At 34.7% G+C, this 21,708-nt stretch carries 23 protein-coding genes; 22 read left to right on the top strand and 1 reads right to left on the bottom strand.

Annotated elements, in window-relative coordinates; genetic code table 11:
• Positions 1–12 precede the first annotated feature (12 nt).
• The 21 genes from ccmA to AC3Z9T_RS13435 all read left to right on the top strand — a co-directional run bounded on the left by ccmA (position 13) and on the right by AC3Z9T_RS13435 (position 19,868).
• The gene (gene ccmA, locus AC3Z9T_RS13535; protein WP_490126640.1) at positions 13–630 is read left to right on the top strand and encodes a cytochrome c biogenesis heme-transporting ATPase CcmA; all 618 of its coding nucleotides are present in this window, start codon (positions 13–15) and stop codon (positions 628–630) included.
• Entirely contained in the window at positions 630–1,295 is a 666-nt protein-coding gene (gene ccmB / locus AC3Z9T_RS13530) for a heme exporter protein CcmB (protein WP_490126639.1), read from the top strand. The genes ccmA and ccmB overlap by 1 nt, the downstream gene beginning before the upstream one ends.
• Positions 1,296–2,422: 1,127 nt before the next feature.
• The gene (locus AC3Z9T_RS13525; protein WP_490126638.1) at positions 2,423–2,818 is read left to right on the top strand and encodes a helix-turn-helix domain-containing protein; all 396 of its coding nucleotides are present in this window, start codon (positions 2,423–2,425) and stop codon (positions 2,816–2,818) included.
• Positions 2,819–2,936: 118 nt separating this feature from the next.
• Positions 2,937–3,485, top strand: a complete 549-nt coding sequence (locus tag AC3Z9T_RS13520; protein ID WP_490126637.1) for a fimbrial protein — start codon at positions 2,937–2,939, stop codon at positions 3,483–3,485.
• Positions 3,486–3,538: 53 nt separating this feature from the next.
• Positions 3,539–4,066 carry a fimbrial protein gene (locus AC3Z9T_RS13515; RefSeq protein ID WP_490126636.1) on the top strand — a complete coding sequence of 176 codons (528 nt, stop codon included), beginning with the start codon at positions 3,539–3,541 and terminating at the stop codon, positions 4,064–4,066.
• Positions 4,067–4,139: 73 nt separating this feature from the next.
• The gene (locus AC3Z9T_RS13510; RefSeq protein WP_490126635.1) at positions 4,140–6,674 is read left to right on the top strand and encodes an outer membrane usher protein; all 2,535 of its coding nucleotides are present in this window, start codon (positions 4,140–4,142) and stop codon (positions 6,672–6,674) included.
• Positions 6,675–6,751: 77 nt separating this feature from the next.
• Entirely contained in the window at positions 6,752–7,501 is a 750-nt protein-coding gene (locus AC3Z9T_RS13505; protein WP_490126847.1) for a fimbria/pilus periplasmic chaperone, read from the top strand.
• A 37-nt stretch (positions 7,502–7,538) separates the two neighbouring features.
• Positions 7,539–8,141 (top strand): fimbrial protein, encoded by a 603-nt coding sequence (locus tag AC3Z9T_RS13500; RefSeq protein ID WP_490126634.1) that lies wholly within the window; start codon positions 7,539–7,541, stop codon positions 8,139–8,141.
• A 9-nt stretch (positions 8,142–8,150) separates the two neighbouring features.
• Positions 8,151–8,675, top strand: a complete 525-nt coding sequence (locus AC3Z9T_RS13495) for a fimbrial protein (RefSeq protein ID WP_490126633.1) — start codon at positions 8,151–8,153, stop codon at positions 8,673–8,675.
• Positions 8,676–8,685: 10 nt separating this feature from the next.
• Positions 8,686–9,180 (top strand): fimbrial protein, encoded by a 495-nt coding sequence (locus AC3Z9T_RS13490; protein WP_490126632.1) that lies wholly within the window; start codon positions 8,686–8,688, stop codon positions 9,178–9,180.
• 9 nt (positions 9,181–9,189) lie between these two features.
• Positions 9,190–9,708, top strand: a complete 519-nt coding sequence (locus tag AC3Z9T_RS13485; RefSeq protein WP_490126631.1) for a fimbrial protein — start codon at positions 9,190–9,192, stop codon at positions 9,706–9,708.
• Between the two features lie 15 nt (positions 9,709–9,723).
• Entirely contained in the window at positions 9,724–10,257 is a 534-nt protein-coding gene (locus AC3Z9T_RS13480; protein ID WP_490126630.1) for a fimbrial protein, read from the top strand.
• A 38-nt stretch (positions 10,258–10,295) separates the two neighbouring features.
• Complete coding sequence (locus tag AC3Z9T_RS13475) at positions 10,296–11,123, top strand: MrpH family fimbial adhesin (RefSeq protein WP_490126629.1); 828 nt, start codon at positions 10,296–10,298, stop codon at positions 11,121–11,123.
• Between the two features lie 43 nt (positions 11,124–11,166).
• Positions 11,167–11,454 (top strand): helix-turn-helix domain-containing protein, encoded by a 288-nt coding sequence (locus AC3Z9T_RS13470; protein WP_490126628.1) that lies wholly within the window; start codon positions 11,167–11,169, stop codon positions 11,452–11,454.
• A gap of 300 nt (positions 11,455–11,754) precedes the next feature.
• Positions 11,755–12,069: a helix-turn-helix domain-containing protein gene (locus AC3Z9T_RS13465; protein WP_490126627.1), complete on the top strand. Its 315-nt coding sequence runs from the start codon at positions 11,755–11,757 to the stop codon at positions 12,067–12,069.
• An 878-nt stretch (positions 12,070–12,947) separates the two neighbouring features.
• Positions 12,948–13,268: a helix-turn-helix domain-containing protein gene (locus AC3Z9T_RS13460; RefSeq protein ID WP_490126626.1), complete on the top strand. Its 321-nt coding sequence runs from the start codon at positions 12,948–12,950 to the stop codon at positions 13,266–13,268.
• Between the two features lie 283 nt (positions 13,269–13,551).
• Complete coding sequence (gene ecpA, locus AC3Z9T_RS13455) at positions 13,552–14,166, top strand: common pilus major fimbrillin subunit EcpA (protein WP_490126625.1); 615 nt, start codon at positions 13,552–13,554, stop codon at positions 14,164–14,166.
• A gap of 180 nt (positions 14,167–14,346) precedes the next feature.
• Positions 14,347–15,027 (top strand): EcpB family pilus assembly chaperone, encoded by a 681-nt coding sequence (locus AC3Z9T_RS13450; protein ID WP_490126624.1) that lies wholly within the window; start codon positions 14,347–14,349, stop codon positions 15,025–15,027.
• An 18-nt stretch (positions 15,028–15,045) separates the two neighbouring features.
• Entirely contained in the window at positions 15,046–17,541 is a 2,496-nt protein-coding gene (locus AC3Z9T_RS13445) for a TcfC E-set like domain-containing protein (RefSeq protein WP_490126623.1), read from the top strand.
• Between the two features lie 55 nt (positions 17,542–17,596).
• Positions 17,597–19,162 (top strand): fimbrial protein, encoded by a 1,566-nt coding sequence (locus tag AC3Z9T_RS13440; protein ID WP_490126846.1) that lies wholly within the window; start codon positions 17,597–17,599, stop codon positions 19,160–19,162.
• Between the two features lie 28 nt (positions 19,163–19,190).
• Positions 19,191–19,868 carry a fimbrial protein gene (locus AC3Z9T_RS13435; RefSeq protein ID WP_490126622.1) on the top strand — a complete coding sequence of 226 codons (678 nt, stop codon included), beginning with the start codon at positions 19,191–19,193 and terminating at the stop codon, positions 19,866–19,868.
• 45 nt (positions 19,869–19,913) lie between these two features.
• Here the strand turns inward: AC3Z9T_RS13435 and ugpQ are convergent, their stop codons facing one another.
• On the bottom strand, positions 19,914–20,654 hold the full coding sequence (gene ugpQ / locus AC3Z9T_RS13430) for a glycerophosphodiester phosphodiesterase (RefSeq protein ID WP_490126621.1): 741 nt from the start codon (positions 20,652–20,654) through the stop codon (positions 19,914–19,916).
• Positions 20,655–20,923: 269 nt separating this feature from the next.
• Here ugpQ and AC3Z9T_RS13425 point away from each other — a divergent pair, with 269 nt between their 5' ends.
• Entirely contained in the window at positions 20,924–21,478 is a 555-nt protein-coding gene (locus AC3Z9T_RS13425; RefSeq protein WP_490126620.1) for a tyrosine-type DNA invertase, read from the top strand.
• The last annotated feature ends 230 nt before the right edge of the window (positions 21,479–21,708 follow it).

Raw genomic sequence — 21,708 nt, 5'->3', positions numbered from 1 at the left:
GAAAAAAACACTATGCTAACTGCCGAGCAAATCAGTTGCCAGCGACAAAATAGGCTGCTTTTCCAGCAACTTGATTTTACTGTTCTACCGGGGCAAATTTTACAGGTAGAAGGACCTAACGGTGCTGGTAAAACAACATTATTGCGGATGATGGCAGGGCTTTTAAAACCAGATGAAGGGGATATTTTGTGGCAACAACAATCTATCCACTACCTAAAAGAAGACTTTACGCGGCACTTATTATATTTAGGGCATAAATCCGCGGTTAAATCTTTACTCACTCCCTATGAAAACCTACAGTTCTATTATCAAATGCACCATAAAAAAACTGCGGAAGAGCAAATGTGGGCCGCTTTAGAAGAGGTTTCTTTAATAGGTTATGAAGATATCCCTGTCGGTCAATTATCAGCAGGGCAACAACGTAGGGTCAATTTAGCAAGACTCTGGCTCAGTGATGCATCATTATGGATACTCGATGAGCCTTTCACCGCAATTGACGTTACTGGTGTTAAGCGCTTAACTGAGCGTTTTCATCAGCATGCAGATCGGGGCGGGATCATTTTGTTTACGTCACACCAAGCAATGTCTGGACATTTTGGCACTCTAAAGCTGACGGGCGGGTATGAATAATGTTTTTATTAATGATCAAAAGAGAGTTAAAAATTGCTTTTAGAAGCTTATCTGAACTGATTAACCCATTATGGTTTTTTTTGATAGTGATTACTTTGTTTCCTCTGAGTATTGGCCCTGAACCTCAATTACTTGCGCGTATTGCTGTTGGCATTTTTTGGGTTGCTGCTATTCTTTCGTCTTTATTATCACTAGAGCGTTTATTTAAAGACGATTACTTAGATGGATCACTAGAGCAACTTCTACTCGCTCCCTATCCGCTTTTTTTAACTGTTCTTGCCAAGGTGATTTCTCATTGGTTGGTGACCGGCGTACCTTTAATATTATTGTCGCCAATAGCGGCGTTGATGCTTTCATTTGATGCGAACACTTTATTTGTCTTGGTTGGTACATTGCTTCTAGGCACCCCGATCCTCAGTTTTATTGGGGCAATTGGCGCCGCGTTAACTGTTTCATTAAAAAAAGGTGGGGTACTTGTTAGCTTATTAGTGCTTCCTTTGTATATTCCAATCTTGATTTATGCGACGGGCACAATGGAAGCGCATAGTTTTAACATGCCTTTAAATAGTTATTTTGCAATATTAGCGGCTTTGTTTGCAGCAAGTGTCACATTTTCACCTATTGCAATTGCAGCGGCCTTGAAAATTAATGTGAGTAATGGCTAAGCAAGTAATGTGAATAAAAAATTTCAATCAGTAACATATAGAGCTGAGGAAAGGGATCATCTTCCGGTCAGAATAAAAATTCAAGATTTAGTGATTAATCATTCGAGCTACCCCTAAAAAAGAAAAGTTTTACTAATGGATCTTCCTATAAGGTGGCTGCCTGACACTTATCCATCTATATACCATAGATTGTTATCTTAACTAGTCTATTGTTATTTAGAAAAAGCAATCCGATTTATGTTACTAGCTAAAAGAGATATCCAATTAGGCCCTCTGAAATTTGTCACTATTGTACTGAAATTCAATGTTTATTTTTCCAATAAAGGATATTCATTTTTTGATGTGGATAGTCTTGTATCGGTTATTTTATGATTGCCTTTGCTCAAATAGTATCTTATAAAGATAAATCAATAATGACTATCAATTGAAATTACCCTATATATTTTTATAAATATCGAATGGTGAATTGTTATTTATGTAACAACTTAATGATATATATTACCATTAAAAACTCATTTAAACTGTTTTTAATTTAAATATACTCTTAATAATGAACTTGTATTAAAAAAATTCCCTTATCGTTAATGTGTGGTTAACGACATTTAACAAGTATATTAATCAAAAAAAATGCAAAAAATCAAAAAAAATTAAACTTTTGTTTTTTTAACATTTTTTGTTTTTTAAATTGAAAAGCATAACATTAAATTAACATGTGGATTTGTAATTGATTGAAATTAAATGAGTTATTTTTAAGTGAAAATGAGTTAACAAAAGAAAAACATTGTAGTGATATTAATTAGCATATTTGACGTAACTATTATTATTCGATTATTATTATTCGCATCGAATGAGGCGTACATTATTATATGGTATTTACTGGTTTGACCTGTTTTGTTATCAAGGTTGATTCAGACTTTATTCTATTTGTTAATGTACGATTTCTATTATAGTTCGTTAATATAATTGTTGTTTTGGTAATTAAAGGTATTCACTTGTACAGTGATTATTCTCTGATAACAGGAGTCAATTGTATTTAAAACCAATTAAATAAGTATTTAAGAGAGATTTTTTCATTATCACTTAAAACCTATTTCATTACTTTAATATTATTATTGAGAGGTGGACTAGTGCCTTTTTTAAAGCTTTCACTAGAAGATAAAAATGCTTTTACGGTATCTATTGGTGAGGAGTTAAAGTTTTTTAGAAAAAAAAAGGGACTTACTGCGAAAAAAGTGGCTGAAGGGATCAATGTTTCACAGCAGCAAATGTCTAGATATGAGAGGGGACAATCTCATATAGCAATAGATACATTACTGATCATTCTTTATAAATTAAATGCTCCGATAGATTTGTTTTTTTATAAAGTTTTTGAAAGATTGAAAGAAAAAAATACTGATATATTTTATAAGTATATCTCCTTATTTGGCTCACTAAAAAACTATCCGATGCTAGCGGCTTATATGAATGCGAAAGATGATTTTTTTTCTTTCTATTCAAATAATCCAAAGGTGGGGAAAAGATAGGTTAGTATTATTGGGTAATACTAACTGATTAAATATTATATGAACACTTTTACAATTACAGTGAATTAATCATTGATTAATTTCTGTTTAAAGGATTTTTTAAGAGGAACGAGAAATCATGAATAGCAAAACTATTTTAGCATCTATTTTATTATTCGCTTTTGGTAGTGCAAGTGCAGTCAGTGCGGAAGCAGTTAAGGATCAGGGTCATGGTAAAGTGACATTTAAAGGCTCAATTATTAGTGCGCCTTGCTCTATTTCTCCTGATTCTGTAGACCAAACAGTTCCACTAGGTGAAGTGTCTAATATGGCTTTAGTTGACGGTGGGAAATCGACACCACGAACTTTTGATGTGAAATTAGAAAACTGTAATGTTGCAGATATCAAGCAAGGTGTACAGCTAACATTTACAGGTGCATCAGCTAGTTTTGATAAAACAGGTAAGACACTGGGTATCGTTGGTACCGGTGCTGGTGCTGGCGTTCAAATTACTAACGGTGGTGGCAATATATTAACTCTAGGCCAACCAACACCATTCCAAAAAATACAACATGGCGATGATACATTATTATTTTCTGCTTATTTGATTGGTAATGGTGGTGATGTGTCTACGATTACTTCAGGTGACTTTAGTGCAGTTGCAGACTTTACATTGAATTATCAGTAATTATTTATAAATACTTATTGATAAGTATGAATAAGGATCCTTGCGGAGAGAGTATGTTTTGCCTTTCAGGTTATAGGAAATATTTAAGCTGTATTATCGGAGCTATTTTTACTTGTACTGCATATGCAGAAGGTACGGTAAAAATGTATGGAAGTATTATCGAAACAGCTTGTGCAATCGATGTTGGAAGCCGAGACCAAACTATCGATATGGGAAGTATTCCAATTAGCCAAATTAAACGAGATGGCCAAGGACCGGCTCGTCCTTTTACAATTAGATTGGTGAATTGTACTTTTGAACGTGAGGATCCTAACCAGCCAGACTGGAAGTATTTTCGTGTAACATTCGACGGTGAACGAGAAAATAAACTGTTTGCAATTAGTGGTGAAGCTAAAGGTGTTGGGCTAGAAATACGTCGTCAAGATGGTGAAATGGCGGTTCCTGGGCAAGCGATGTCCCCCCAGGATTTAACGCAAGGAACACGCGATTTAATTTATCAACTAAGGCTAGTTGCTGATCATCATTCATTACGGTCAGGTTTATATCATAGTTTAATTCGCTTTAAACTGGATTATGAATAAAGGTAACTATCTGTAGGAAAGTCATTTTATTTCCCCCATTTTAAAATTTGAGTAAATTTAAAAGGTCGCATTCATGGCCATACGTTATATTAAAAATAAGTTCAACTTAATATCTTGCTCTAATTTATTGGGAGTAATTATTACATTGGTTTTAGGTTTTAATTCGCATGTTAAGGCTGATGATATTAAATTTAATACTGATGTTTTAGATGTGAATGATAGAGATAATATTGATTTGAGTCAATTCTCCCATCCTGGGTATTTAATGGAGGGCGAATATGATTTTACAGTTTATGTAAACAAACAAAGTTTATCGGAACAAAAGATTAATTATTATCAATCACCCACAGATCCCAAGAATACAGATATTTGTTTGTCACGTGAATTAGTGAAAAAACTAGGACTAAAAGAAAAGATATTATCATCACTAACATGGTGGCATGAACAGGAGTGTTTAGATCTGTCGAGCATTCCGGGTACCAATATTAGAAATGATTTATCGACGTCGTCACTTTATATCAGCTTACCACAGGCTTATTTAGAATATACCGCTGATAACTGGGATCCACCAGAAAGGTGGGAGGATGGTATATCTGGGGCTGTTTTTGATTATAACTTTAACGGCCAAGTTAGTGAGCAATTACGCAGCAAGCACAATACAAATTATGCATTAACGGGTAATGGAGTCACAGGATTTAATCTAGGGCCTTGGCGATTACGGGCAGATTGGCAAACACAGTTAAATAAGACTTCAGGTGGGAATTCTTCTCATACCTTTGACTGGGCTAGATATTATGCATATAGAGCAATTAGAACGTTAAATGCCAAGCTGTCATTAGGAGAGACATATTTTTCGTCGGATATCTTTGATAGTTTTCGTTTTACAGGTATGAGCCTGATCACGGACACCAATATGTTACCACCTAACTTGCGTGGCTATGCCCCAGAAGTAACCGGTGTTGCAAAGAGTAACGCGACGGTAATTATTAGTCAGAAAGGGCATATTATTTATCAAACTCAAGTTGCTGAAGGTCCATTTAGGATCCAAGATTTGAACGACGCTATTGCTGGTGAATTAGATGTAAAAGTTGAAGAGCAAAATGGCTCTGTGCAAACTTTTACTGTTAATACTGCAACAGTTCCATATTTAACAAGGCCAGGGCAAGTAAGGTATAAATTAGCAATGGGCCGACCTTCTGATTGGCACCACCATGTGAATGGTCAATTATTCTCGAGTGGTGAATTTTCTTGGGGGGTTAATAACGGTTGGTCACTTTATGGGGGGGCCGTCGGTTCAAAAAATTATATTGCGACAGCGGTGGGGATCGGACGAGATCTAATGGCTCTAGGTGCATTATCTTTCGATGTTACGCGTTCGCAGGCTAAATTACATCATCAATTTTATCAAGATGATAAATCTTATGGTGGTAATTCATATCGTTTAAGTTACTCAAAGCAGTTCGATAGTTTAAATAGCCAAGTGACATTTGCGGGTTATCGTTTCTCAGATAAACATTTTATGAGTATGTCTGAGTTTATGGATGCAGAGGATTCAGGTATGCATCAATATAGCAGTAAAGAGCTATATACGATCTCCTATAATCAGCAATTGCCTAATTTAGGTATAAGCTTATTTTTTAATCTTGATCATCAGACATATTGGGATCAGCCTAATAATGACCGCTATAGTATTTCGTTCGCACGATATTTCGATATGGGGCGGGTTAGGAATATTAATTTTAGCTTAACAGGCTATAAAAATCGTTATCGTAATACAGATGACAATGGTTTATATGCTTCTATCTCTGTTCCATGGGGAGAAAGCGGAACTTTAAGCTTTGATAGTAATTGGGATCAGGGCGAAAACATACAAAGGGCAAGTTATTACGACAATATTGATGAGAGCAGTAATTATCAACTTAATACAGGTTGGGGACGTTCAGGTGGTGTAGTTGGTGGATTTTATACCTATCAAGGAACATTAGCTCAGATTAATGCTAATGCGACTTACCAACAAGATAGATATCGATCCGCGGGATTATCAATGCAAGGTGGCTTTACTGCCACTCAACAAGGTGCAACATTCCATCGCTCAAATCAATTAGGTGGAACACGAATATTTATTGATACAAATGGCGTGCCTGATATTCCATTACATGGTTATGGTGCGGTGGTGACATCAAATCGTTTTGGGCAAGCCGTCGTTACTGATGTTAATAGTTATTATCGTAATCGGTTAAGTATTGATGTTAATGAGTTACCTGATAATGCTGAAATTACTCATTCAGTTAAACAGGAGACCTTAACAGAAGGTGCAATTGGTTATGAGAAGTTTAATGTGATCGCAGGACGAAGTGCTATGGCTATTCTGCGTTTGTCGGATAATACACATCCACCTTTTGGAGCGACTGTATTTAATGCAGAAAACCAGCAAGTGGGTATTGTTGGTGATAATGGTAGTGTATATCTAACAGGGATAATTCCAAATGGTAAGTTGAAGGTACATTGGGATAGTAAAACGCAGTGTCAAATAGTATTACCACAAACGTTATCACAATCTAATGGATTAATTGTTGATTGGTTATTACCTTGTACATCAACTCACTAAAGCTAACTTGAGTATGTTATTTTAAAAAATAGATAGAGTAGATTTTAATGAAGAATTTAGATTTAATTGTCAATGTGATTAAAAATAATCACAGAAAAATATCGTTTACAATTTTAATGCTAATGACACTATTGAGTATATCTTCAGCTAATGCTGCGATTGCACTTGATCGTACTCGTGCGATTATCAATGGAGATGAAAAATCAATTAGTTTAAATATTAGTAATGAAAATAAACAGCTGCCTTATCTTGCTCAAGGGTGGATTGAAAATGAAAAAGGTGAAAAGATCACTAAGCCATTTACAGTATTGCCTCCAGTGCAGCGTATTGAGCCTAATGAGAGAAGCCAAATAAAAATTCAATCTTTACCTGATGTCATGAGTTTACCACAGGATAGAGAATCGGTATTTTATTTTAATTTACGTGAGATACCTCCGGTAAGTAATAAGCCAAACTCACTGCAATTGGCATTACAAACACGAATTAAATTATTCTATAGACCAAAATTGATTATTCCATCTCGTGAGCAATTAGAAAATCCATGGCAAAAAGAATTAACACTTAATCGCCAAGGGGATAAATATATTATCAAAAATCCAACACCTTATTATATTACGATTGTCGATGCTCAGGAAAATAAAAATGCACAAACTGTTAAAGGATTTGAACCTTTAATGATCCCGCCAAAGAGTCACCAAACATTAAATTTTAGTGCTGCTCTGTTAGGTAATAGACCTATTTTAACCTATATCAATGATTATGGTGGTAGACCAACACTGACATTTGAATGTCAGAATAATACTTGCCAAGTGGTCAAAGAAAAATAGTTCAGCTATTTATTTTCTTAAACATTTAGGAAATATAATGAGAGTAATCAATCACTACCAACAATACGTTTTAGGCGTCGGGCTGTGCCTTGTCTCTGCATTTTCTGTCGCAACTGATTTTAGTAAGATTAACAATTGGGATGTTGATGGTGAACATGGTGTCTTGCATGTTCATGGTGCCTTAACCGAAAGCGCCTGCCGATTAGCCATGTCGTCTGCATGGCAAACTGTAGAACTTGGTAATTTAGGAACAGCAAGAGTACAGAAGGTTGGACAGCAAGGAACGCCTATTGCTGTTCATTTACGCTTAGAAGATTGTTTGGTAGGTGAGAGCCGTAATTATAACAAACTTGGAAATTTATTATGGGCTCCTGAAATGCCAGCATTAAAAATTCGCTTTCTAGCACCAGCTGATAATAATAATTTAAGTTTGGTTAAAGTTAACGGTGCTGAAGGTATTGCTTTATTGTTGAGTGATGCGAGCAAACATAAAATTGTATTAGGAGAGTTTAGCCCTCTGACATTGTTAACACCAGGGCAAAATGAATTAACCTATTATATTACACCAGTTCGTACTAAAGCGGGTGTTAATCCTGGTGAATATCATGCTCAAATACAGTTTCAATTAAGCTATGACTAGGGGTGAAAAATGGAAAATCCTAATTCATTCTTTCAGTATTTAAGCTATTTTATTATTGGATCCTTAGCTGCCATTTCGATGGGGCCAGTGAATAGCCTTGCGGATGATTATGTCTCTAATGTGAAGATAACGGTCTCTGTTTATGGAGAACCTGACTGTACGGTTAATGGTGGAAAAACAATCGATGTCGATTTTGGTGATGTTTATGACATTTTAATTGATGGTACGGGCTATAAACGATTACCTATAGAGTATGATTTGCAATGTAAAGAATTAGCGAAAAACTCCCTCAATATGATTTTGAAGTGGAATGAAACAATAATTGATGGGAAATCAGTAATATCAACGAATTATAAAAGTTTTGGTATAGCCGTATATCATGACAGTACTCAGCTAAATAATAATAGTAGTATTAACTTTGCATATAATAATTCACCTAAATTGTATGTTGTACCAGTAAAGTCAAGTAAATCTGAATTTAATGAAAATGGTAAGTTTACTGGCAATATGACAATGATTATTAACTATCAGTAGAATTATGAAAATGAAAAACTATACAACTTTCCTTTTTGTTTATTTAGCAAGTAGTATGTCTTGTGCTTATGCAACGTCTTTTGATATCAATTTACATGGGAATTTAATTAACTCTCCACCTGATTGTATTGTAAATAATAATCAGAGTGAAATTGTCCATTTTGGTGATATTCTACTTACAAGAATAAATGGTGAAAACTATAAAAGGTCAGTTCCATTGAAGTTGTCTTGTAACCATTTATTAAAAAATAGTTTAAAAATGACATTGCAAGGCGATACGACATCATTTGAATACAATGGTGCACTAAAGACCTCAAATGAAAAATTAGGCATTATATTTTTTGTCGGTGATAAACGAAAAGCGATTAATCAGCCAATAATGATTGATTATAACAGTCTGCCAAAGTTAGAGGCTGCCCCGATCAAAAATGATAAGGCAAATTATAGTGAGATAGATGGTGGTTATTTTACTGCATCATCAACACTGAAAATTGAGTATCAGTAAGGGCAATCTATGTTTAAGTTATATGTAAAAAAGCTATTGCTAAGGCTGGTTGGTTATTGTGTTATATTTATAGTTGATATCCATATGTCGCAAGCAAATTGGCAATTTGATGGAAAGCTGATTATTCCTCCTGTGTGCCAATTATCACAAGAAAATCCAATTAATATTTCATTTGGTAAAGTTGCGATTCGCAAGATTGATGGTATTAATTTTAAAAAGGATATTCCTTATCAATTGAAGTGTGATGGGGATATTAATCAGCCATGGGATGTGAGTCTGAAATTTAGTGGGCAGCTAGCAGGTAATGGTTTTGATAAATCAACACTAAGCACTAGAACAGCTCTCAATAAAGATAAACTGGGTATTCAACTGCAAAATTCGGGCAAGCCTCAACCTCTGAATGAATATTTTTCAATCAATATTAAGTCGCCTCCTGAGCTTTCAGCTGTCCCTATTAAAAAATCTGGCGATAAATTAGTTGCTGATAATTTCACTGCCACAGGAACATTAATGATCGATTTCCAATAACTAACGGAATAAAAGATGATAGCCATTAAGCTAGTTAGATGTATATCACTAATTTTAATCATATTTTTTAGTTGCCTATCTTTTTCTGATACAACGGTGAATTTTGATGGGGTCTTAATTGAGGATGCCTGCGATATATTGCCTGGTGATGACAATATAGAATTAAATTTTGGCACTATTATTGATAAATACTTATATTTAAATACACGAAGTTGGAGTCAGCCATTTTCAATACATCTTATTAATTGCGATTTGTCCGTAGGTAAAGAAGTTAAAGTGTCTTTTATGGGTGTTGAAGATAAGCATCTACCAAAATTACTTGCATTAGATGATTCAAGTCAGGCTAAAGGTGTTGGAATAGCCATTAATGATGCCACAGGAAACTTATTAGCGATTAATAGTGGTGTTTATTCTAAACCATTAAAAAAAGGTAATGATGTCCTTGATTTTAGTGCCTATGTACAAGGTGAGCCACAAGCCCTAGCAAATAAAAATTTAGTGCTAGGAGAATTTACAGCGACGGCAACATTTAAATTAGAGTATGAGTAAATTTAATCCTTTAATTTATGTTCAATTAGAGAAATGAAATGAAGAAATTTTTGATGTTGATATTGGGTATATCTTTGTTTTCGATATACCGTTTAGCTAATGCGGGTGCCTTTGTTATGCCTGTAAAAATGTGGACAGATTGGTTAGGGGTCAGAGTAGAGCAACGTATTATTGCTTGGAGTGAAGATGATAATACATTGAATCCTTGTTATGGTTTGCCGGAATGTTGGGTTGGGCCTGATGTATTATATCCACGAAGAACTCCAGGTTTGTATGGTTCTTGCATTGAGGCTGGAAATTGTTTGCAGATAGGAGGGTATCGAACTAGAAAGGAAGTTGCTGAAGCATATAATCAGAAATTTCCTTTGCCCCATAATTTCACATTTACAATAGCTTCATCAGATGCAACATGTGTGGGATTATTTTATATCAGAACCAGGCCAACAATGAGTACTGCAGGTCAAGGTATTAAATGGCCTGGAAGTACTTGTGGTAAATTACCACCAATAAATCAGCATTGCAGTATTAATTTACCCCCGACAATTGATCATGGCTCTCTGAGTAATAACAATCTAAATGGAAGTAAAAAATCGATAACAGGGAGTATAAATTGTACTCAAGCGGGAGCACTGAAATTATATTCTCATTCATCAACAGGTGAAAAAAATGTATATTTAAATTCTGAGAAAACACTTTATTCAATGACATTTATTAATGGTCAGGATGGATGGGGTGGGGCTTATATTAACACATCTGGAAATAATCTTTCTTCACCATTTACCTTCACTTCAGAATTAGAAACGTCAGGTAATGTTAAACCTGGTAATTATTCGGGTAGCGCAGTAGTTTTACTGTCATTTTTATAAAATGCTAACTTTTTATCAATAAAATAACTAAGATTCGACCTTTATGACAATAGCTAATTTAAGAAAGTATGAAATGAATAAAAAGTATCCATTGGCCTATAAGGCTGGTCAGCAGCTAAAAGCATTACGCTTACAGCAAGGATATACTATCACCAATTTTGCTTATTTATTGAATGTGAGTGCACAGCAATTATTTAGGTATGAGCGAGGGGTGAATCGTATTGATATTGACACTTTGATTCGCGGATTAATATTACTTAATGTCAAGCTTGATGAGTTTTTTGCTTTATTGATAGCAGTTGATCAGGATCTGCAAAGCAAGGTAGATTAGATTAATTATATGTTTTATTAAAAATAGCACTAGTATGTCTAGTGCTTTTGTTATTTCTAAGTGTGTTAATATTTGAAATTTATTAACTTATGTAAAATTGTCATTTTTATTGTTGTTTTTGTCATTATATCTACGTTTTTTTCTAAAAAATAAATTTAAGTTACTATCATTTGACTAAATTAATAAACTAGCTGTAAGATAAATTTTATGTGATTTACTTATTGAAATAATTTAAATGAGTAGAGCTATTTTTTTTCTTGTATAATAGGTGAATAATTATAGTCATAAAAGGAGGTGATTATGGATAATAGTGATTTAAATAGCATGGTTTCATTGTACTTTAAAAATCTTAGAAAAAAACAGCGAATAAAAGGCTATGAATTAGCTCAACGATTAGGGCTTAGTCAACAGCAATTGTCTCGTTATGAGACAGGGAGAGTTAACTTCAATATCACGTTAATTAATCAGCTGATGATAGAGTTAAACGGCAATTGGGCCGATTTTATAAACAAAACTGTTAACGTTAACAATCAGTTGGAACTTGAGCAATCAATAGAGAGCGAAAGTATTTATTTGAAAATACTGAGTAAAAGTTCAAAGAATTCTTGGGCATGATTGATTTTAAACATATAATCTAAAATGTTTTGCAGTGTGTGTTGCATACTTATTAGTATGACGTTGGCTATATTCGTCATACTTCAAGTTGCAGAGCTTTTCGTTGAGGTATAAGTGACTTTGTTTAGCTAGCTGAGTCACTGTGTTTATCTATGCCCCCGTCTACCTTCGCTTGTCGCCTACCTGCACCTCGAATTATTTAGAGTATATAAGTAGTGATCAGCTCATTCATTATGATTTTTAAAATTACAGTAATTATTCTGTTATCTGATCTCACTGTAGTACAGTGATGAGCTGAAATTAGTTCTTCAAAATAACAAATATCGAGAGTAGCGTTTTTAGCTATGTTGATGTGATTATAGAACGTGTACACTACGGTTTTATTATTACATTTTATTTACAAAATAGCGCATTTCTAGGTAGGACACAGCTCAATACATATATTATATCTTGCTAAGATAAATCTTAAAAAAGATATTATCAATACATAAAACGCATATTACGAGTAATTTGAACATAAGATTATTTTTTGTTAGAGTGTTTTTCGGTCAAAATAAACGGTATGTGAGTATATTTTTTGTGTGAATATTTTCAATTGTGTCTAAATGTAAATAAATAACCTTTTTTTTTATATGTTATTTTTATAACGCATTGTTATTGTTGGTTTTTTGTTTTTGTTTTTGTTTCTTGAGTAAATGTAAAAGTGCCCCGTTTTAATAGCTTCCCACTCTTTATTTATAGACTTTGATTTCCTAAATCAATTATACAAAGCTATCAGTTGGTTTTACTATCTGCTTACAAAATATTTGCACATGACTTTAACTGCATTTATTAACGCATACTGATTAATATACTTATTTTATATAAGGCTGGGATTTATGGATTATCTTGCAGATGAAATAAACAGAAAAATAGGGCTATATATAAGAAAAATAAGAAAAGAAAAAAACCTATCAGGGTATCAGTTAGCGACAATGTTAAAGGTCAGCCAGCAGCAAGTATCTCGTTATGAAACTGGGCAAACAAAGCTAACCTTTGAAATAGTCGACAGTATTTTGGTTGTTTTAAATAAATCATGGCGAGATTTATTTAATACGGTCATGGATGAACACGATAATAATCGGGTAAATGATGCTATCAATAAAGATAGAACATACTATCAAATCGTCGGCAATACCTCTAATAAATTGTGGAATTAGTCTTTTTGTTATCTGAGTTTAATCTGGAGCATCATAGAAATGAACATTTATTTAAAATAAATTGAGTTTTTGATTAGCACTACCTATTGATGAAATAGGTACTTCCAAGTAAGGAGGGTAAAATTAGCATGGATGCCAGTTTTTAAAATAGCTTCGAATTAATTCGAAAGTTAGGTTTTTATTTTTATAATTCTAATTAATTACATTTAATAAAGGATCCTGATAACAGTATTCTTTGTACTATGTATTTAATTTTGTCACAGATATGAATAGAGAGAATAATATGTTCAATAAAAAAGTGTCGTCTGTATTGCTATCCACTATTATTGCTGCTTCTTTTGCAACCGTTGCTCATGCAGATACACGTACTGCACAAGCCACGGCGTCATGGCAGGCAACTGCTATTAAAGATACAACTAGTATGCTAGTTGTGACCCCATTAAAAAGCTTAACCTTTAATTATGCAGAAGGGCAAAAAAGCTTTAACCAACAAAACGGTGCTTTTGATATTGCTATTCAAGGGCAAGCGGGAGCAACAGATTTTAAATTATCATCAAAAATTATTGCTAATACATTAGCAAGAACAACTGACGACTCTAAGTTGACTGTTGGTGTTAAATGGAATGGTGAAGATCTGAGCAAAACAACCGATACTGTTTTGATTGATACTTCTAAAAATCTGACTTCAGGTTTAGATAATTTAGCAGCTAAAGGTATTTATGACGGTTCTGATCGTGCAACCGATCGCGGTGAATTTACATTCGTTATTGCTAGCGCGGAAGCGAAAGGCGCATCAGCTGATTTTAAATCACTGACCGATGGTACATGGGATGGTGATGTGAAAGTTCAATTCACAGCAAGTTGGGATGGTGATTTTACTCCAGCTCCAGCGCCATAATATTTAATAGATATAAACATATATTGAATATTTCAAGAACAGCTAAAGCAACCAACCAATGAAATACTAAAAGTTGGTTAGTTTAACTAATGCTGTAACCTGATGTATGACGTTTAATACCGCGATAAAGATAGTATATGGAAATAGTATCTTTATCGTCATTATTTTTGAATTATTATCATGAAAAAAATAACTTTAGTTATTATTTTATTGTTATTACCACTTAAAAGTAGTTTAGCCATTAATGTCGGCAATATTACTGAAATTATTGACTCTGATGATAGCACATTAGCTAAAGAAGTAGAGAATACGGTTACTACTGCAAGATTGGTTAATTTGAGTATTGAGAAAATTGATTCCCCATTAGAAAACGGGAAGGTTTTATCAATTAGTGATCCCAATGAAATTTTATCTACCCCTGCTAATTTAATTTTACCGGGTAATGCAAAGGATATCTTTAAGATTATATATCAAGGTCCAAAAGATGATAAAGAGCGTTATTACCGATTAAATTGGAAAGACGATCCAATTGGTGAAAGCGGAGCAACTGAAAGCGCTAAGTCGGCATCGGCTACAACGTCTGCAACTATTAGCACCATATTGGTTGTTGCCCCAAGAATTGAACGATTTGATTACAAATATGAGAATTCGCAAATTTCTAATTTAGGTAATAGCTCTTTCCGAATTGTTGCTTCTGGTCCATGTTTGGCTACAAAGAAAGAAAGTGGTGTAGATGGTATTTGTCGCGAGCGTTATTACCTTATGCCCCATTTAGCCGTGAAATTACAGCTTGTCGATCTCTCAAATAAAAAATCTAGCGTAGGTATTTGGCACAAAGGAGAGTTCATTGTTGTCAAATAATTAGAATGGGCTTTAATCATGCGTAAGAGTGTTGTTGCTATATCAATAATGGGTGTTATTTTTTCAGGCTCTATTAATGCTAATGGAATGAAGAGTATAAAAGTTGGTGGGTATATTATTCCTCCTGCATTTGTTATGGCTTTAGAGGAAGGCATGACTGTACCTGTATTCTTACGCTTAAATGATGCAGATAAAAATAATCAAAGTGAAGATAAAATAGCGGATGCAGTGATTGTTATCGATCAGGATAAGATAAAGCTATCGAGTATTCATCTTATTGATAATACGCAAGGACCTAAATTAAATGACCAATTAGTTGAGAAAATCGATAATCAACAAAATGTTTTTTTTAATGAAAGTAATAGTATCGTGATGAGTCACGATGCAATATTGCAGTTGAATATCTCTTCTTTTAATTTATCTTTAGATGTTGATAGGCAAGCATTTGCACCTCAAGAACGAACTAGGCAATCGTCATTAGGAAATTCATCTGTTGATTCAGTCTCCGCAGTGGCTAACTATGATCTTGGTGTTTTTCAAAGCCAAGTCAAAAATGCTAAAAATACCTCTAGTAGTTATTTCAATTTAGATACATTATTTGCTCTTGCAGAACATCATGTGAATGTTAATGCATCTGCTTATAGTATTGGTAAATCAAACTCGAATGTTGAACTCTATCGTGCAATGTACGAGCGAGATTTTAATGGTTTTCGCTTTGCACTTGGGTTAATGAGCACATGGAATTTACAGTCTATTGCTAGTTTGACAACGTTAAGTAGTAGCAAAATTTATGCAGCGTCAATTGGTAATAATTCCTCAAGCCTCATGGTTAATAAGCAACAATCGTTGACACCAATTTATGCTTTCTTGAATAGTCCTGGCGAAGTACGAATTTACCGACAAGGTAAGCTATTAAATATTCAAAATTTTCCTATGGGTAACTATGAGGTTGATACTAGTGTATTACCTTATGGTATTTATGAAGTCACGATTGAAACCGTTGTTGATGGTAAAGTTGTGACGACACAAAACCAAACCATTAATAAATCGTTTGGCGCTATTGGACGAAACTTTGATAAGACCAATTGGGAAATTTATGGTGGTTATGTTGATTTCGATAAGAAAAGCTATGTACGAGGTGAAAATTCACATACGCAAACACCAGATAAAAGCTATTTATTAGGTGCTTCGATCGCAAAAAGTTTCCCTATATTCTCCGGCTTAAGCTTAACCATGTCTAACTATGGTTTTGACAAATTTTTAGTTAATGAAACTAGTGTTAATGTTGCTTTAAATGAGCATTTATCAGTTTCTTGGCAAGGAATGTTAGAAAATCATGGTAGCCATCGAAATATTGGTACTATTACTGTCAATTTGCCTGATGGATATGCATCATTATGGGCATCAAGAGAGAAGACTGTTATCAAAGGGGATTTACCACTTTATGATGCAGATAGCTATTCTTATGGTGGTACTTTTAACTTTGATAAAGTGATCGACAGAGCTGGCAGTTTTACCATTAGTAATACCCGAGATCGCCGTGTTGGCAGCAATTCCATTAACTATGAATATGCGAATACATTATTTTCAGGTCGCTACGGAACCGTTGGGTTAAGGGCTGGTGTTCAGCGTTATCATTATGATAATCAAAGCAGTACTAATGAAAAATATATCAATCTTGATTTTTCATTACCATTATCAACTTGGCTCAGTACAGGTGTTTCTTCAACTAATGGCAATGTAAAAGCCAATATTTATGCGAATAAAAATTTTAATGATTCTGTAATTACGAATGCAGGGGTGTCTGTCTCTAAACTAGTACGGGATAAAAATAATGGAGAGTCAGATTTCTCAACGTTAGCTTATGCTTCTTACGATATGAAATATAACTCAGGTACGGTCACGCTAAATCGACCTGATAATGATAGGCTTAATGGTAACTATACTTCACGTGGCTCAGTCGCTTATAGCAATGGGATGGTGACGCCAAGTGGTCAACAAGGTAAATCAGGGGTGATTATTAACTCTGAGATCAACGGTAGTGGAAGTATGGTTGCAAAAGTAAATGGTCAAAATTATCCAATTAGTGGGAAAAATACGTTTATTCCACTATCACCTTATTCTGACTACGACATTCAATTAATGAATGATGGAAAATCAAAAGATAGTTTCGATATTGTTTCTGGGCGGAATAAGTCTGTCACATTATATCCAGGTAATATTGCATTTTATCAGCCAGAAGTTAGGCAATTAATCACTGTATTCGGCCGTCTTAAATCACCAGATGGTGAATTTATTAAATATGCTTCAATACGTAACCATATTGGAAGGACGAAGACGGATAAAAATGGTGAATTTTCGATGGATGTTGATGTTCGCTACCCAGTTATTTCGCTATTACAAGAAGATGAAAAAACAATTTGTGAGGCAGATTTAAATCTACAAGGTGCTAGAGGTGCTTTGTGGGTTGGTGATGTGACTTGTGAACCTCAATCTTCAATTGCGAAAAGATAGTGAGAATTTACTAATGCATAAAAATAGACTCTTTGTATTTCTTATTTGTACCATTATGAATGGTTTCATGGCAGGAACTGTACAAGCTGCGAATGTGACTAATAGTTATGTATTCATTGAGAATAACGTTGATGATGAATATTTTATTACCCCGAGATCGACCGATCCACGTTTCTCTGGGTCGAATAAATACACTCGTTATTCAGGGACATCACAGTTAAGTTTAGGTTATATGGGGTATGTGAATACCAGTATTCGAGCTAATCAAAATGTTGATATTTGGTTAGAAAATTCACCGATAGATCGGCCATTTACGGGTAATCGGTGCATGAGAAACTCTTGCACCGATAGTTCGGGATACTGGCCTGCTCAATATATGGGCAAGGACGGAGCCTATAAAATTGTACAGAGTGATGTTCGTGGCGAATCTAATTATGCGAGGGGGATCTTTAGTGATTCCGCATATCAATATTTTCTACAATTACCTGTTAATACTACCGAGACATATAGCTATCGAGCTTGTATGACACAAACCGATTATGACCCAAGTAAAGGCGGATCTTGTAAAGCTGTTGGCGGTACTATCATTGCCTCGCATGAATTTAATATTACTAAATCTGGTCATATAAAACTGACATCGACAGGCGCACTACAAGAAATTTTTATTGATAGTAATGGAAATCCAAGCATAGGACTAGGATCTGAGTTTTGTCGTATCGGGATTATTTCAAATCAAAGTGGGATCATTTGTCAAGTTATTGATCAGGAAACTAAAGGTGACATCTTTACTAATATTAGATTGAGTTTGAAAATCAATAATACATTAATTCCTTTCACCCCCGGAGGAAATACAATTTTGATAGGGCCTGATGACGGCACTAATAGTTGGTACAATTATAACTCAACATATCAGGCGAATTATTACTTTAAACCGACGAATAAACATGTCTCTATATTTCTATCAAATACCTTTTTTAAACAACTCATTAGTCGTAATGTTGACTTTACTAATAGCCAAGATTTTTTCACCTTTTCATTTACTAATACGGCGGTACCACAATCAGGGTATTATGAGTTTACACCATCAAATAAGATGATCATTAAACCAAGAGACTATGGGATCAGTATTATTCCAGCCGATTTTAATCCTGTTCAATCTAAAACAGGAAAAGTTGGTAGTGATGAACCGCCTATTGAGTTCAACTATATCGTTACTACCAGCGGCTTTCGTCAAGCCGATTCAATTACCGCTAAAGTCGATGGCCCTTCTGTAGCTTTAAAAGGGCAAACTTATTGCCTTTTCTCATCAGACGATGAAAAATTTAAAGTGCCATTCTCTGCTTATCTTTCATTTAAAAATGAAAATGGTAGTGAAGCATCATATCGAGCAAGCTGTGATAGCAATGAAATATCACTTAAAAATGCCTTATGGTCAGAAACACCATGGGATAAGCCGAATCAAGACCTTGGGTCTTTTTATCGTACTAATTTGGACTTATCGTTTCCAATGAATGATTCAAATTCATTGTTTACATTGGATGGGATTGATTGGCTAGGAACGGTATCAGCAAGTGGTACAGTGACGGTTAAAGCAATTTGGACTGGGCCTGATGTTCATTAATATTAGCCGTGTAGGCATAAGTGATAACATGATTAAAGCAAAATTAAGTTCTTATATTTTATTCATAATATTATGTTTATTTTATAACAATGCTTATGCCTTATATATCGATACCGATATTTCTTCGATGGAAGCGGATAAAACCTTTTTTGCAAAATCGTACATTAATGATACAAAAACTACCAATCTATATAGCTTTAGCGCCTATAAAATCGATCGGCCTGGTAGCCATGAAATTGGGAAAGAGATGAGTGGTGGTGAGATCATTTTTACGCCATTGAAAAAAATCTTACTACCAAAAGAACAAGAGTTCTTTAAGATTTTTTATCGTGGCAAAGTCGATGATAAAGAACGTTATTACAAAATTATTATTAGCGAAACCCCGTTTGAGGCACAAAGCAGCGTAAATCAAAAAAAATCGCCTTTGTTTTACCCAACAATCAGCTTAGAAACCTACTTTGTTGTCAGACCTAAACAACCTAACTTTAAGTATGAAAGTAATCCGAATGAAGGGGTACTAAAAAATACTGGCAATACATATTTTAGGGTGATCCTACATGATAGCTGTCAAGTCAGTGAAGATGAAACGCCAGATGTGTTTTATTTATTACCTCATCAGGAATACCGAGATATTCGTTTAAAAAAGAAAAGCCGCAAATACATTGTGATTTTCGACAAATATTACTCAATTGGTAATTGTGAGTAGGGCAGAACATGCAGGTTATTGTTTAACCTGCATAGCAAAAAAGTTTTATGAATTAAAATCAGGACCGATCACGTCAATTGCATCGGTGCAAATTGCATCAACTCCCCATTTTAATAACTCGGCTGCACGAGCAGGTTTATTGACGGTATACACTAAAATACGTAATCCTGCGTTTTTTAATTGTTTAACTCGTTTTTCATCCAATAACTTATGATTTAGATGGATAGACACACAATTAAGTCGTGTTGTCAGTTCATGCCAATCATCGCGCCAATGATCTAATAATAGCCCTCTTGGCAGCTCTGGAGCTGCCTGTTGAGCTGCTTCAAGTGCTTCAATTGAGAAAGAAGAGAGGAGTGGTGCAGTTTGTCCTTGCCATAATTGAAGTGCTGCAAGAGCAACCATTTTTCCTGTTTCAGCTTCTAAACCGGTTGTTGGTTTTATTTCAATATTGGCCATCATTGCATGTTGCTGACAACGGGTTGCAACTTCAGCAAGTAGAGGTAATGGCTCACCAGCAAACTTTTTGCTATACCAACTCCCTGCATCGACTTTCAATAATTGTTGCCAATTTAATTCACCGGCAATACCGTAAGCGTTACTAGTTCGATCAAGCGTGTCATCGTGTAGTAAAAAAATTTGACCATCGAGAGAAAGCTTTGCGTCGAATTCAATCATGGTGTGACCAAAACTCGCACCGACATCTATTGCAGCTAATGTATTTTCTGGAGCAAGTTTACCACCACCACGATGAGCGACAATTTTTGGATAAGGCCAATATTTCATAGAGTCTGTCCATTTTTCTAGTAGAGAAGTGCCATTGGTTTTCGATTAAAACTTAGTACTACTTATTTAGTATCCACAAAAAGTATTTTAATGCTTCAATGGGTTGCTCGCTAGTTAACGCATAACAATACGTTATCGTATATTAAAGTGTAAAAAATCTTCCTCTGTAGGAGTATCGAAAAGGATAATAAAAGTCTAATCTGTGGAGCCTACAATGATAGATATCGGATATAAATTAGGTTGAGGTGATCATTTTTTAAGGGAAGAAAATGAAAAAAAGAAGTTTTATGACTCAAGCAGAAGTTGAAGCATTGCTTGCTGCAACAAAGAATGGAAGGCACCCAGAAAGGGATTATTGTTTGTTCTTAATGGGTTTTTTGCATGGTTTTAGGGTAAGTGAATTACGTCAACTATCCCTTGATGATATCGATATGAAGCAAAAAGTCATTTATGTTAAGCGTTTAAAATCAGGGCTTTCGACTGTACAACCTCTAGTTCCAGAAGAATATGAAGCTTTAATAACATGGTTATCTAAGCGTAAAAAAATCGTTTCAGAAGACAATAAGTGGGTTTTTTTATCACAAAAAAATCAGCCATTATCACGCAGCCAGATTTTTCGTTTAATTGAAAAATATGGGCAAGAAGCGAAGTTATCAATTAAAGTACACCCGCATATGTTACGTCATGCCTGCGGTTATGCTTTGGCTGATTTAGGGCGTGATACACGCTTAATTCAAGATTATTTAGGGCACAGAAATATCGCGCATACCGTTATTTATACTGCCAGTAATGAAAAACGATTTAATGGTATATGGGACTATTAAATGAAAGGATGTGAACCGCGCCACTATGGCACGGTCAGACTGCAGACAGACTTATTTTGTTTGTCTGCAGTCGTTAAAGTTTTTGAAATAAACGAGGAAAATCAATTTATTGATTTTCAGCTGATAACACGGAGCGGGAAAAACCACGCTTTTATCCCACTTCGTCAACAACCTCACTGCGCCATTATGGCGCAGTTTGAGTACTAAGGGCTAAACATGCCTGCTGTAAG

Source organism: Providencia sp. 6390 (assembly GCF_058148425.1).
This window is presented reverse-complemented; position numbering and strand designations above follow the sequence as displayed.